10 protein-coding genes are annotated in these 14,603 nt (G+C 48.4%); 2 read left to right on the top strand and 8 right to left on the bottom strand.

Annotation, left to right across the window (positions count from 1 at the left end):
* Positions 1 to 23: 23 nt before the first annotated feature.
* The 3 genes from BMW79_RS26365 to BMW79_RS26355 form a co-directional block, all read right to left on the bottom strand.
* A complete protein-coding gene (locus BMW79_RS26365; RefSeq protein ID WP_089900194.1) occupies positions 24 to 1,820 on the bottom strand; it encodes an AMP-dependent synthetase/ligase in 1,797 nt (598 codons plus the stop codon).
* A gap of 137 nt (positions 1,821 to 1,957) precedes the next feature.
* Positions 1,958 to 2,362 carry a DUF3592 domain-containing protein gene (locus BMW79_RS26360; RefSeq protein ID WP_089900191.1) on the bottom strand — a complete coding sequence of 135 codons (405 nt, stop codon included), beginning with the start codon at positions 2,360 to 2,362 and terminating at the stop codon, positions 1,958 to 1,960.
* A 14-nt stretch (positions 2,363 to 2,376) separates the two neighbouring features.
* Complete coding sequence (locus tag BMW79_RS26355; protein ID WP_089900188.1) at positions 2,377 to 2,838, bottom strand: GNAT family N-acetyltransferase; 462 nt, start codon at positions 2,836 to 2,838, stop codon at positions 2,377 to 2,379.
* 109 nt (positions 2,839 to 2,947) lie between these two features.
* Between BMW79_RS26355 and BMW79_RS26350 the strand changes: the two genes are divergently transcribed.
* On the top strand, positions 2,948 to 3,529 hold the full coding sequence (locus tag BMW79_RS26350) for a TetR/AcrR family transcriptional regulator (protein ID WP_089900186.1): 582 nt from the start codon (positions 2,948 to 2,950) through the stop codon (positions 3,527 to 3,529).
* 47 nt (positions 3,530 to 3,576) lie between these two features.
* Entirely contained in the window at positions 3,577 to 4,371 is a 795-nt protein-coding gene (locus BMW79_RS26345; protein WP_089900184.1) for an SDR family NAD(P)-dependent oxidoreductase, read from the top strand.
* On the opposite strand, the gene BMW79_RS26340 is transcribed toward BMW79_RS26345, so the two are convergent.
* The 5 genes from BMW79_RS26340 to BMW79_RS26320 all read right to left on the bottom strand — a co-directional run bounded on the left by BMW79_RS26340 (position 4,368) and on the right by BMW79_RS26320 (position 14,482).
* Positions 4,368 to 7,313 carry a glycoside hydrolase family 2 TIM barrel-domain containing protein gene (locus tag BMW79_RS26340; RefSeq protein WP_089900181.1) on the bottom strand — a complete coding sequence of 982 codons (2,946 nt, stop codon included), beginning with the start codon at positions 7,311 to 7,313 and terminating at the stop codon, positions 4,368 to 4,370. The genes BMW79_RS26345 and BMW79_RS26340 overlap by 4 nt on opposite strands.
* Positions 7,314 to 7,389: 76 nt before the next feature.
* Entirely contained in the window at positions 7,390 to 8,967 is a 1,578-nt protein-coding gene (locus BMW79_RS26335) for a RagB/SusD family nutrient uptake outer membrane protein (protein WP_089900178.1), read from the bottom strand.
* Positions 8,968 to 8,985: 18 nt separating this feature from the next.
* Positions 8,986 to 12,315 carry a TonB-dependent receptor gene (locus BMW79_RS26330; protein ID WP_177192342.1) on the bottom strand — a complete coding sequence of 1,110 codons (3,330 nt, stop codon included), beginning with the start codon at positions 12,313 to 12,315 and terminating at the stop codon, positions 8,986 to 8,988.
* 262 nt (positions 12,316 to 12,577) lie between these two features.
* Positions 12,578 to 13,771, bottom strand: coding sequence for a FecR family protein (locus BMW79_RS26325; RefSeq protein ID WP_089900173.1), 1,194 nt, complete (start codon positions 13,769 to 13,771; stop codon positions 12,578 to 12,580).
* Between the two features lie 111 nt (positions 13,772 to 13,882).
* A complete protein-coding gene (locus BMW79_RS26320) occupies positions 13,883 to 14,482 on the bottom strand; it encodes a sigma-70 family RNA polymerase sigma factor (protein ID WP_089900170.1) in 600 nt (199 codons plus the stop codon).
* Positions 14,483 to 14,603: the final 121 nt, after the last annotated feature.

The following is a 14,603-nucleotide window of genomic DNA, read 5'->3' as shown; positions in this document are numbered from 1 at the left end:
GGTAAAGTGAAGCAGCATCGCGCTTAGCTGTAGATGTGTGCGATAGCGTCTTTATATTTTTCGGTGACTACTTTTCTTTTCAGACTGAGCTTGGGCGTCATTTCCCCGCCGGCGATGCTCCATTCTTCTGTGAGCAGTTCAAACTTCTTGATTTGTTCCACATGATTAAAATACTGGTTATACCGGTTCACTACTTCCTGGTACATTTCCAGTACCCTTGGAGTGGTAATGGCGGCTTCATTGGTCGTGAAAGGGATATTCTGCTGGTTCATCCAGTATTTCAGGTAGGCGTAGGCAGGCACAATCAAAGCGCCTGTAAACTTTTGCCCGGCGCCCACTACCATGATCTGTTCTATAAAGGGACTTTCCTTGAATTTATTCTCGATAGGTTGAGGCGCCACATATTTTCCGCCGCTGGTTTTGAACAGTTCTTTTTTGCGGTCGGTAATTTTGAGGAAGGTATCGTCTACCCATACCCCTACATCGCCGGTATGCAGCCAGCCATCTATCACGGTTTCGGCGGTGAGGTCCGGACGTTTGTAATAGCCTTTCATTACGGTAGGGCCTTTCACACAGATCTCTCCGTCTTCCGCCAGTTTTACTTCTATGCCGTTAATGGGCGGGCCTACGGTACCAAATTTAACGCCACCGGGTGTTTTACGGTTTACACTGATCACCGGGCTGTTTTCAGTAGGACCGTATCCCTCATATACCGGGATTTTGGCCGCATTAAAAATGCGCAGGAGTTTTTCCTGGCAGGCGGCGCCCCCGGTTACAATAAAGCTGATGCGGTTGCCCAGGGCTTCCCGCCACTTACTGAATACGAGTTTGTTGGCGATCGCCAGTTGGAGGTTGTACCATGCGCCCCCGCTTATGTTATTGTCGTACTTTGAAGCCAGCGCCACGGCCCAGAAGAACAGGCGTCGTTTAATACCTGTAAGCCCGTTGCCGGTAGCCATGATTTTTTCAAATACTTTTTCCAGCAGTCGTGGTACCGTAGTGAAGCCATCAGGGCTGATTTCTTTGAGATTGGCACTGAGTGTATCCATGCTTTCTGCATAGTAAATACTGATGCCACTGAAAAGGTAGATATAGGTCACACATTTTTCAAAGATGTGATTCAGTGGTAAAAAGCTCAGTACTTTGCAGGGATGGGGGGCATCTTCAAAAGGGAAGCTTTCCTTCGACAGGAAAACATTGGAGACGATATTATTATGCGTGAGCATCACACCTTTAGGCGTGCCCGTAGTGCCGGAGGTATAAATAATAGTGGCGAGATGATGGGTATCAATACCTGCCTTGATGGTCTCAACTTTTGCCAGCAGTTCACTGGTAGCCAGTGCGGTGATGGCCGACCAGTGGGTGGCGCCGGGTATTTCATCAAAGGTATAGATATGTTGCAGGGAAGGCACTTGGGCCTGGATGCTGCTTACTTTATCGAGTAGTTCCCTGCTGCTCACAAACATATACTTCACGGCGGCATCCTGCAGGATAAACTGTAGTTCGGCAGGATTGGTGGTAGGATAGATGGGCACCAGTACGGCGCCGGTTTGCTGCACGGCAAGATCGGTAAACACCCACTCGGGGCGGTTATTGCTGATAATGGCAATTTTATCGGCTCCTTCAGGCGTAAAATCATTTCCTCCCACGCCCAGTTGCAGCAGGCCTGCACTGAAATGATTCACGGTTTCAGCGACGCTGGCCGTATCATAGGTTTTCCAGCTTCCATTCACCTTGGCAGCCAGCATATCCGGTTTAGGGAATTGTTTCAACTGCCATGCCACGGCATCAAAGAGTCTTTGCTTGGGAGTATGCGTCATATCAGCGGTTTAAGGATTGTTTGGTATCAGTTACAATAAATATACTCAATTATTGATATAAAAAAAGCCCGTGCATAGAGCTGCACGGGCTTTTTTTAGTGTTAGTATTTTGTTCTCCGGGAATTAGGGAAAGTGGCTTACTTCAGCACCAGTTGCGCTAAATAATACCCTCCGCCAATCACGATAGCAGGAAGGGCAAACATCATCAGGATAACTGTGACGCCAAACATGCTGAAATAAGCAACGGGTTTTGCGCGTTGCGGATTACCGGGATCATAGGCCATTGTTACCGCTTCACCCACTTCCCAGGTAGGCGGGCTGCTGGAAGACTGTTGCCGGTAAATGTATTCCTGGCCGTTGTCTGCATAAAACCGGATAACGGCGCTGTAGGTATCTCCATCAGAACCACTCAGGGTTGCCAGGTCAATCACCTTACCGGTGGTCCTGTTGGTAGTTTTCAGAAACGATAGCGACTGTTGCAGAAAAGTCAATGAAATAACCAGGAGGAGGAGGCCTATAGCTAGTGTGATAGAATATCCCATAGAGCTGATTTATATTAAAATCTGAGTTTAAGCCCCTCATGAGAGGCTACAAAGCCCAGTGATTCATAAAACCGGATAGCATCTTTTCTTTTTTTGTCAGAAGTGAGTTGTACAATATGACAACCTTTTTCGCGGGCGCGTTGAATGGCGTACCGGAATAATTTAGTACCGATGCCTTGTCCGCGATAGGCAGAGTGGGTACGTACCGCTTCAATCTGCGCCCGCATTCCTCCTTTAAACGCGAGGTATTGGATATAGGTCATCTGGTAGGTGGCCACCACTTCTCCGTTCAGTGTGGCTACTGTTAATTCCTGCTGCGGGTCCTGGCTTATTTTCTCAAATGCCTGTTCGTATACGGGCGATAAGGTTGGACCGGTAATTTCTCTGTCGGCGCCCAGCACATCATCTGCGAGCATGTCCACAATGGCAGGAAGATCTGCCCTGGTGGCGAGCCGGAAAATTAAATTAGTATCCATATATGGTGTATGTCCGGAAATAAAAGACGATTAAAGGTAGATAAAATCAGAAAAGAATAGGGCGGGAATAGAAATTTATCTACTTTTGTAATGAATAACACAAAAATAAATGAAAGGCAGGCCCACTATTTACGATAACCGGGAAGTAGTAGAGAAAGCACAAAAGGTATTCTGGACCAGGGGATTTACCGCTACTTCGCTGGAGGAAGTGTTGACGGCTATGGGGATCGGCAGCGGAAGTTTTTACAATGCTTTTAAAGGCGGAAAGAAAGAGTTGTTCAGTAAAGCGATCCAGCAACGCCGGGAGGCATTCAATGAATTTAAAGCGGCGCTGGATCAGAGTGATGCGCCCATGGAACTGATCAAAGATTTTTTCCGCAGTATTGCCCGGGCCGACCGGCAAACCCATCTGCAGGGCTGCCTGATCGTGAATACGGTAGTGGAAATGGCGTCCCTGGATGCGGAGCTGGAAGAGGAAGCGGTGACCATTCTCAAGGAAGTGGAACAGATGTATACGAAAGCCATCCGGAAAGCACAGAAAAACGGCACCCTGAAAAACCAGACCGATCCTGTTATCCTGGGCAGATACCTGATTACGCTCTGGAACGGCATGAATGTTACCCGGCGTATGTACCCGGATAATAAAATTCTCCTCAAACAGATAGAAATGCAGCTGGAAATACTCAGCTGATTTTTTTTGCTGATTTTTGTAGTGATCAACACAGAAATAAATATAACATGGATTTACAGTTAAGATCAAAGACCGCCTTTGTGAGCGGCTCTACACAGGGCATTGGGTTTGCTATTGCCAGGCAATTGTTGGAGGAAGGCGCTGATGTAATCATCAATGGCAGAACATCCGGAAGGGTAGCAGCAGCCGTGAAGCAGTTGGAGCAGGAAGTGCCCGGCGCTTCCGTTTCCGGCATAGCTGCCGATTTTAGCGACGCAGCCGCTGTGGATGCACTACTGGCGGAATTACCCCACATCGATATCTTAGTGAACAATGTAGGGATATTTGAACTCCGGGAATTTACGGAACTGAGTGACGACGACTGGCACCGTTGCTTCAACATCAATGTACTCAGTGGAGTGCGGTTGTCGAAATACCTGCTGCCCCGCATGCTGGAAAAACAGGCCGGCAGGATTATATTTATCAGCAGTGAGGCAGGGGTGAATGTACCGGGTAATATGATTCATTACGGGGTGTCTAAAACCGCTATGATGGCTCTGAGCCGTGGACTGGCCACGCTGACTAAAAACACGGGCGTAACGGTAAATACGGTTGTAGGCGGACCCGCTTACTCTGAGGGAGTAGCCACTGCCATTGAACAGATTGCTGCTGCACAGCAACAGCCGGTAGATAGTATCAGGCATCACATCTTTACTACCCTGAACCCATCTTCCCTGATACAACGTTTTATTGAGCCGGCGGAAATAGCCCACCTGGTAGCTTACCTGGCAAGTCCTTTGTCCGTTGCAACGAACGGTGCCGCCATCCGGGCAGATGGCGGCGTACTCAATACTATTTTTTAAGAAGCAGGTCCGTATAGCGTGATTTCTTTTACTGCCACTTTACTGGTTTCCGGTTGTACCCCGGTGATCAGGTAACGTATATATCTGGCCGTAGTGGTATTTACCGGTACCGGCTGGTAATACTGACCAGATACCTTTTCCGGATTCTTCACACTGATCCAGTCGGTGCCATTCACGGATACGGCTATACTGTAAGTATACCAGTCGCTGTCTTTGCCCCATACAATCCGGCTGCCGGTGAGCACGTAATTGCGCTGCAGGTCCAGCGTAATGCTGACAGGCGTACCGGCGGTATCCGCTATCCATCCGGTGGCGGTATTGCCGTCTGTCATTGCCATGGCGCTTTGCGTTGCCGGTGCTGTGGTGTTGTTATGGATTACCGGCTCCACCGTAACCTGCACTTTCCCGGTGAGCGGAATTTCTTTCCATTGCCGGGCAATACCGGCTGTATTCGTGTAGTCGATGCCGATAGCCTGTTTATTTTCGTTTATCCATGGGTGGTGGTGCCCGTCGGGTACCATTTTTTCGGGAGATGGGGACGTAATAAGGACACTTTTGCCGGCAATAAGCCCGGTGCTGGTAGCCAGGATCTGAACTTTCCCTGCACGGTTGCTGTGGCGGATAATACCATAGGCAATACCACCTTCGGTAGGTTGCATCGCAATGCCCGCTGAGCGGATATTGCCGCCCATCAATACGCCTTCTCCCGATACCTGGAGCTGAACGGGGTAAGACTGCCCCGCCCGTGTATTAGAAACAAGCGTACCCGCCTGGTCGCACACCTTTACATAGAATGGCGTCATCGTGTACCCGTCGGCGTAATAGGCCGGGGTATTTTCTGCGAGCACAATTTCGAGGTGATGAGGTGCGCCTGGTGTTTGTACAATATGTGTACACACTGCTTTACCATCCAGGATGCCTACTGCTTTCAGGCTGCCCGCTTCATAACGGCCGGTATGGAAGATGTAATAGGGACTGCCGCCTTTGGCTGCCACTGCCGGTGCCGTTGCTGCATTTTGGGCCCGGGTGATGGTACCGCATAGGCGGTTGTTCCGGTAAAGTTGTACCGCATCGCAATTGGAAAACACCATGATGTTGCTATCCAGTGCCGGCTGGTTATTATAGCTGCCGATGTATACCATAGGGCCATAGGTGGGATTACATGCATCCTGCATGGCCTGCAGCTGGTAATAGCCGAATTTTTCTGTTCTGTCCAGGTCCGTAACGCCGCTGAAGGCCGTGATAGGATCTGAGCCACGGGTATAGTCGTTGTAGCTCCACACAAAATAACCGCCTATCCTCGGGTGGGCGTCCAGGCCGCCATGATCCCAGTAGCCACCCAATGCTTCCGATGTTTCACCGTTCAACGCATTTTGCCGCAGCACACATTGATTGATCATTCCTTTTTCTGTATACATTCTGCTGGCCCGCAAGCTGTTTTCACCGGCGGCATCCGCCATCCAGCTGTCGCCCCATTCCCTTGTCAGGAAGGGCCGGGCAGGCATTGGATCAGTACCGTCTTCGTTCACCACTTTATAGGAAACATTGTAATAATCCCTGCTCCTTGCGTTATAATCATCGGCCACAAACAGCTGATCGCCGGGCATTTCCTCCCGGGCCGTTGCTACTGCCTTTTGCATCCAGGTGGCTGGTGTAGGCGATTCATTCAGCGAAGTTTCCCATAGGAACACGGAAGGGTGGTTGCGGTCGCGGCGGATCATTTCGCGGATGTCGCGGAAAGTATGCGCTGTAAAAAGCGAATCCTTTGAAAAGAACTGCCATCCGGGTTCGCATTCAATAACGAGGAGACCCAGTTTGTCGCACGCATCCAGGAAGGCGGGCGATTGCGGATAATGTGCAGCACGCACCGCGTTAAAGCCGCCTTTTTTCAGTTGCAGCGCATCCTGGTACTGCATATTATCAGAAGCGGCATCGCCTACGTATTCATACGCCTGGTGCCTGTTGGCGCCGCGCAGGTATAGTTTCGTTCCATTAAGATAGAATCCATCTGCTGCAAAATACAGATGGCGTATACCCGTGTACGTGATCATACTGTCCACCGCTATGCCATCCCTGTAAATAACGGATACCAGCTGGTAGCGATAAGGATGATCCGGATGCCATAGTTGTGGCCGCGTTACCGTGAGTGACTGTTGTATCGATTTATCTGCCTGGCCTGCAATGATCTGTTCACTGCCGGCGGTAGCTACGGTTTCGCCGGAAGTATTTACCAGTGAGGTTTTCAGGGTGGTATTCACCGGGTTGGCGGTGGCATTCACAATATGGGTTTGAATGCCCATGGTAGCGGATGCCTGGCTAACGGCCGGATAAGTAATAAACACGCCGCCACCGGCTATTTTATTAGCTTCCAGTGGATGGGAAATAAATACCTTGTTTGTCATTACGAGAGATACATTGCGGTAGATCCCCCCAAAGTAATTGAAGTCGAGTTTCGACTGTGGCTTCCCGGGTGGTACGAGCGGCTGGTCCGTATTGGATACTTTCACTGCCAGCACATTATCTTTATCCATATCTACATAGGGTGTAATATCTACTACAAAGCCCAGGTAGCCGCCGGTATGTGTAGCCACCTGCCGGCCGTTCAGGTAAATACCGGCCACGGTTTGCACGCCATCGAAGCAAAGGGTGATCCGCTTATCGCGCCCGGCTGCCGGTATTTTAAAGTAGCGCCGGTACCAGCCGGTACCCTGGTATACATTATTACCTCCGTTGTGTTTTTGTTCTATACGCATCACGTGAGGAATACTCACGCCGGACCAGTTTTTATCATTAAAGGCAATTTTTTCCGCACCTTTCACCTCTCCCCGGTGAAAAGCCCAGTTGGTGTTGAAGTTCAGCACTATTCTTCCGGGCTGGGTAAAGGCATGAACAGGCAGCATCCAGCAAACCAACCATAGTAAGAAATATTTTAAACACTGCATGTGAGCACATTTTTAAAGTAAAAAATCCCGCTCATTTTTCAACTCGCGGGATTTTTTAAAAAATAGGAAAAGGAGATTAGTAACCTGGATTCTGTGTCAGGTTTTTATTGATATCTCTTTCTGTTTGTGGTACCGGCCAGAGGTAGTCCCTGTTTGGCAGGAAAGTGCGTTGTTCTACTTTGATATGATCGCCGCTGAGGGTCAGTTTGCCGGTAGCCGGATCAACAGTACCTAACCTGGCGCCGTATACGGTGCCGGATCTTACATCCTGACCAATCTTCCAGCGTTGTACATCATACCAGCGAAGGCCTTCCAGCGCAAGTTCTACGCGGCGTTCGCGTCTTACCAGGGTGCGCATTTTATCAACGGAGTTGTAAACGGTTCTATCTACCACCGGCATCCCTGCACGCGTTCTTACTGCATCAATGGCATCATACACGCTGTTGTCGATGATACCGGATTCGATCTGCGCTTCTGCATAAGTGAGCAGTATTTCTGCATAACGGATCACAATCATATTCAAACCGGTATTCCACATATCCGTAAAGTCGGACAGGTTAGAAGTAAACTTCTTTGGAATGTAGGCGGTTTTGGAATTGTTATCACCGTTGTAATAATCGCCGGAAGATCTGTCGATAGAGTTATAGTATTTACCTTCATACAATTGGCCAGGACAAACGATGGTAGCGTTTAAACGGGGATCCCTGTTGGTATAAGGTTCGTCTTCGCTATATCCTGATCCTGTTTCATTGATGGTTTTACCATTTTTCATTTCATAGGCATCTACCAGCGCCTGCGTTGGGTCCAGTGAGCCCCAGCCACCAAAGGAGGAAGAAGGCATGATACCGATGTCGGAGTTGGCGTAATCGTTCTCTTTGTATTGTACATCCAGGATCACTTCCTTATTGTTTTCATGCTGGATACGGAACAGGTCCTGGTAGCTGGGATAGAGTTCATAACCCAGTGCCATGATCTTTTTACAATCAACGATACAGGCGGCGTAGTTTTTATCGTACAATTCTATCCTGGCTTTCAGGGAAAGCGCAGCGCCCTGTGTAATTCTTCCTACATCACTGCCGGTGTAGCTTACAGGCAGGGTAGGAGCGATGGCTTCCAGTTCATCCAGTACAAATTTGCGTACTTCTACAGCAGATGTTCTGCTGATGGTATTCGCTACATCGGTAGTTACGGTGTTCTTCGCCAGTGGCACATCTCCGTAAAGCTGTGTCAGCAGGAAATACTGGTACGCCCGGAGAAAACGGGCCTGGCTTTTATACTGTGTTTTCAATGTTTCATCCATTGGCGTAGGATCCACATTTTCCAGGAACCAGTTGCATTTCTGGATAGTGGTATAGCTCCAGCGGTTGGATGCGTTGGTGTTGGCGGGGGTAATGCTGCCATTACCGTAATCCGTATAGCCTTCCCAGTAATATTGACTGTACATGTTATCGCTCACAGCATCCATGTAAAGGAGGGCATAATCACCTTCCCAGTCTTTATAACAGCCATTTAATGCCGCAGCTGCATCGCCCTGGGAGTGCCAGATAGATGAGTTGCTATAGGCGTCCAGCGGCTTTCTGTCGAGGAAGTCTTTATTGCAGGCTGATTGCAGCACCGCAGAGACAAGTATGATAGAGAGAATCTTTCTTTTCATGATGTTGATTGCTTTGTGTTAAAAACTAACATTTACGCCAAATGTGTGCACTTTCACCTGCGGGTAGTAATAGATACTGCTGGTAATGGAAGCTTCCGGATCTATCCATTTGTACAGGTGATCAAAGGTCAGGATGTTTTGTCCGCTGTAATAGAAGCGTACTTTCTTAAGACCAATGCTTTTCACTACTCTTTCCGGTAAAGTATAGCCTACCTGTAAGTTTTTCAGGCGGAGATAAGAGCCGTCTTTTACCCAGAAGGAAGATGGTGTGCCACTCGGATCATTCTGCGTATTGGCGTACCAGATACGTGGGAGAGCAGCGGAAGTATTTTCCGGTGTCCAGGTATCGAGTAAGGCTGAAGTAGGCTTACCGGCTCCGGAGCTTACTGCACCAAGTTTACCCGCATCTATATATGTTTTTACACCGGCAGCGCCCTGCAGGAAAATATTCACATCGAAATTTTTCCAGGAGCCGCTGAGGTTCAGCCCAAAGGTTACTTTAGGGAAATAGTTGCCCAGGTATACTTTGTCGGCGCTGTTGATGGTATCATTGCCATCTTTATCCTTGTATTTCAGATCGCCTGCTGCGGTATTGGTAGTCTGGTAGGGTGATTTGCCCACCTGGTCGGCCGACTGGAAAATACCGTCTGCTTCGTAACCATAGAGGGAGTTCACCGGATAGCCTACCTGTCTGTAAGTATAACCGGTAACGGTTGGTCCGGTACCTGCCAGATCGGTTACTTTATTTTTGATAAAGGCAGCGTTGGCGGAAACATTGTATTTAAAGGCGCCTTTGGATTCGTTGTAGCCTACGGCAAATTCCCAGCCGCTGTTAAGCACGGAACCTGCATTCTGAACAGGTGCTTTTTGTCCGTAAACTGCGCCTACGGGTACTGCCAGAAGGATATCATTGGTTACTTTGTGGAAGTAATCGGCGGTGAAATTAATTTTTCCATCCAGGAAGCCTGCATCAATACCTACGCCTGTTTCGGTAGTAGACTCCCATTTTATTTTTTCGTTGGCGCCGTTTACCGGAGCTACACCGGCCGCAATAGCTGCCGCAGTTCCGCCGAAGCTATAGTTCTGGCTGCCATTGATATTGGTAATCCATGGATAATAAACAAAGGTGGGAAAATTGGTATCATCCGTTCCCGTGATGTACTGGTTACCCAGCTGGCCCCATGAACCCCTGATTTTAAGATTGGATACATATTTTTTCAACGGAGTAAAGAAGTCTTCCCTGTCTATATTCCAACCTGCGGAGAAAGATGGAAATGCACCCCATCTGTTGCCTGGCGCAAAGCGGGAGGAACCATCATAACGCATGTTCGCTTCAAACAGGTACTTGCCGTCGTAATCATAGTTGAAACGACCGAAGTAAGACTGCAACGCTAATTCATAAGAATAACCGGTGGCTTTCTGTCCGTCTGTAGAACCCAGGTTGATATCTGTTAATTCATTATTCAGGAAACCTTTACGATAGTTGTCGTCAAAGCTGAATTTGGTCAGTTCCTGTGAATAACCGCCGAGTATTTTGAAATTGTGTTTGCCAAAAGATTTGGTGTAATCCAGCAGTGCCTGTTGGGTAACAGTGTTGCTGAAGCTATTTTCATCCTTTACGGAATTGGGCCCCTGGTAAGCGGTTTTGTTACCGTCTGCATCATAGTATTGCTGATCTGCAATAAACTTCTTGTTATGATAGATCTTCATCACATAAGCAAGGGAGGGTTTGAAATGCAGGCCGTTTACAATTTCCCAGTCTACGCCGACATTACCGATCAGGTCATAGTTATTGTATTTATTAAAGCTGTTACCTTCCAGCCATGCCATCGGGTTACCATCCGAAATGCGTCCGTAGTAACCGTTTGCATATTTGTAAGGAACGGTAGGGGAAATGCGGTTGATCTGTCTTACCAGCTGGGTAAAATCACCCGTGTAAGGGTTGCTGGGTTCATTTCTGTCGGAGGCAGTAAAGGCGATGTTACCGATGGCTTTTACGCGGTCAGTGATCTGGGAAGTAACATTCAGTCTGCTGGTATAACGTTTGGCGTTGGTTTTTTTCACAAGACCATTTTCATCAAACATACCCATAGAGAAAGCATACTGTGTTTTATCAGCGCCGCCGGTTACACCTACGTAATGGTTTTGCTGTAAGCCGCTTCCTTTATAGAACATTCCGAGCCAGTCTGTGTTCGGGTAATTGAAAGGATCGGAGCCATCTTTGAATTTCTGTATTTCGGCGTCTGTCCAGCGGGCAGTTTTGCCTTCATTGCTCAGTGCCTTGTTGTACAGGGTGGCTGCCTGCCAGGAGGGCAGGAAATCCGGTAAACCGGTTGCCTGCTGTTTTCCGACATATCCGTTGTAAGTTACCTGTGGCGGGCCTTTTCTACCTTGTTTGGTAGTGATGAGGAGTACGCCGTTGGCGGCACGTGAACCGTAGATGGCAGCAGAAGCCGCATCTTTCAGTACAGACAGGGTGGCAATATCGTCCGGGTTGATATTATTCAGGTTGCTCACATTGGTTACCACACCGTCTACCACGATCACGGGATCAGCGTTGTTCATCGTACCGATACCACGGATACGGATCTTGGCAGCATCGTTGCCGGGCTGGCCGCTGGTAGCCGCTGTAACGGTGATACCGGGCATCGTTCCCTGGAGGGCATTGCCTAAGCTGGTAACCGGGCGGTTAGTCAGTTGTTCTGTGCTAATAGAAGTGACTGCGCCGGTGAGGTTGGCTTTTTTCTGTGTGCCGTAACCTACTACAACGTACTGTTGCAGCGTGCTCACATCGGGCGACAGGGTAATATTCAGTTGTGTTTTGCCGGTGGTGCTTACTTCTTTGGAGCCGTAGCCGATACTGCTTACTACCAGTATGGCGTTTTCCGGTACGTTCGACAGCTGGTAGCTACCATCCGGGCCGGAAATAACTCCTTTTTTTGTGCCTTTTATGACAACGGAAGCGCCGGGAATAGGCGCGCCGGTTTCATCCGTCACCTTTCCTGAAATGACTACAGGAGGGGGAGGAGCGGGTAATATGGGAGCTGCGGGTTTCTCATTCCGGGTAATGAAAATGGTATTCCCCTGGATATCAAAGCTGAGTGCCTGCTGGCGGAGTACCATTTCCATGGCTGCCTGGGCAGAAACGTTTTTCAGATCTACGGTAACAGGCTGGCTGTTTTTCAGATCTTCTTTATCATAGAAGAAAACGAAGCCGGTCTGCTCTTTAATAGCGTTCAGCACTTTCTGCAGACTAACTCCTTTTGCGGAGTAGGTCACTGTTTGTGCATTGCCTTCAGCACTTACCTGCAATGCCGCTATAAGCAGCAGAAAAGAAGTTAGCCTCATAACTAACAAGATTTTGGTGGATAGCCCCGCAAATTTCCAATATCTGCGGGTACCGGAATTACAAATAGCCTTAAGTTGCATACTTTTGCAATGTTTGGTTGAATTAATAAATGATGTTTACCGACTTGTTTGTTGATTAAATTGAACTATAACCGGGGTAGGACGCCAATCTTTATCCCCGGTTTTTTTATTCAATATGCATAGCGTGTTTGCGGCGGTCGCCTTAAATTTTTCATTGTCCTGAATACTTCATTGTTCATAACTATGGTTGGATAATAATCCGGTTACCATTTTCAATCCTATATTTGATTCTTGTTTTTGTCAGTCCTTTTAATACCTGAGATAAAGTCAGGTCACGGCCTATTTCCCCGGTAAATACCCGTTCAGGGATGCCGCCTTCATAAGTAACCTGTACATTGTACCAGCGCGACAGCTGCCTCATTACCGTGGGCAGGTCGGCGTCGTTAAAGGAGAAGAAGCCTTTTTTCCAGGCCATTACTTCATTGATATCTACGTGATTTATTACCTGCAGGGTGTTTCCGTTTACCCTGGCTTGCTGACCCGGTTTCAGTATTTGTACCTGTTGCTGTGCGCTCACTCTTACCGCACCCTGTAATAAGGTAGTGTTAATACTGGCTTCGTCTTTATACGCATTCACATTGAAATCTGTTCCCAATACTTCGATGGTAGTATTACCAGCCTTTACACGGAAGGGCATTTTGTCGTTCTTTGCTACTTCGAAGTAGGCTTCCCCGGTAACAGACACACTTCTTTCTGTGCCGGTAAATGCGGTGGGGTAGCTGATGGAGGAGCCGGCATTCAGCCATACGGTGGTGCCATCCGGTAAAATAAGTTTGTATTGTCCGCCAAGAGGGGTGCTCATGGTGTTATATAATACCTGGTCGTCTTTGGTGCCTGCGCCATTGTAGGCCAGTTGCCCGTTACTCAGTTTGGTGATCCGGGTGCCGCCCTGTTGGGCCAGTACGCCGTTTCCGGCGCTGTCCAGCGGGATCTGGGAGCCATCCGATAAAGTGAGGATAGCCCGGTTGCCTCCCGGGGCAATATCTTTTACAGGAGCCGCCGCAATAACGGGTGGCTGTTGTTTTTTGGGTGCTATGTAATATACGCCGGCGGCCAGTAATATCACCGCTGCGGCGGCTGCCCACCAGTAGCGTTGGCGCAAACGGAGCGGGTTGCTCACCGGAAGGGGAACGAACCTGTTTGTCAGCGATTTATCTGCCGTTAATACTTCCTGTACCACCTGCTGCCAGTAAGTATGGTCGTATTCAGCCGTGGAGGCGGGTTGGTGATTGCCGTGAAACGCATCCAGCTGACGCACAACCTCTCCCGACTCATCCTGTTGGATCAGTTGTAACAGCTCTTTATACTCTTCCGACGTGGCGCGGAGTTGCTGTACCTGTTCTATTAAGTATGTAAGTCTTTCTGATGTGGACAACGGCTTCGTTTTAAAGCGTATTAAATTCAGTTGATAACAGGGCGATTACAGGCGCCCCTGCATATACGTACCACAAGTATCAACATAGTACCTATGTCTCCCGAAAAAAAGTTAAGAAAAATATAAAGTGCCCCATGCCAGGAGGATCAGCGGAAGAATAATACCGTGTTGGGTGAGGTATTCCCGGATAGATTTCAGGGAGCGGACCAGGGAATTTTTAACGGTTTGGGGAGATAATTGCAGTTCACTGGCAATTTCTGCAATTTTCAGGTCTTTTTCCCGGCTAAGCAGGTAGATCTTCTGCGCCTGCGGCGGTAACAGCATAATGGCCTGTTTTACCAGCAGGGAGGTTTCTGTAAAGGATAAATTTTCTTCTGTGAGATTGGAATGGTCACTGTTTTCCCGGGTAATGATCTGGCTGGCCTTATTCCGGATGCCCTGTTTCTGGAGCCAGCTGTAACAGCGGTGATATACCATTTTAAAGATCCAGTTGTGCGGAACAACTACCTCCGTGAGCTTTTCCCGGCTAAGCCACAGCCCCAGGAATATTTCCTGGATAATGTCTTTTTCCGGTCCTTCTACCTGTATGATACGGGCAATAACCGGCTTGATCCTGGGGACGTACAGATGAAACAGGGTTTCAAATGCGGCTTCATCCCCCTGAGCTATTTGGTGGAAAAGTGCACTTTCATGTCCGGTATCATTGATCATCCGTTAAGTCCTGTTCACGTAAATTGAAATATCTCCATGATAGCGGCATAAATATGCACCTATCAGTAAAGAAGGAGTTTGCAAAGTACAAAAAAAACACATGACAATAATAGAAGTGGCA

It is taken from the genome of Chitinophaga arvensicola (assembly GCF_900110835.1).
Lineage (GTDB): Bacteria > Bacteroidota > Bacteroidia > Chitinophagales > Chitinophagaceae > Chitinophaga > Chitinophaga arvensicola.
This window is presented reverse-complemented; position numbering and strand designations above follow the sequence as displayed.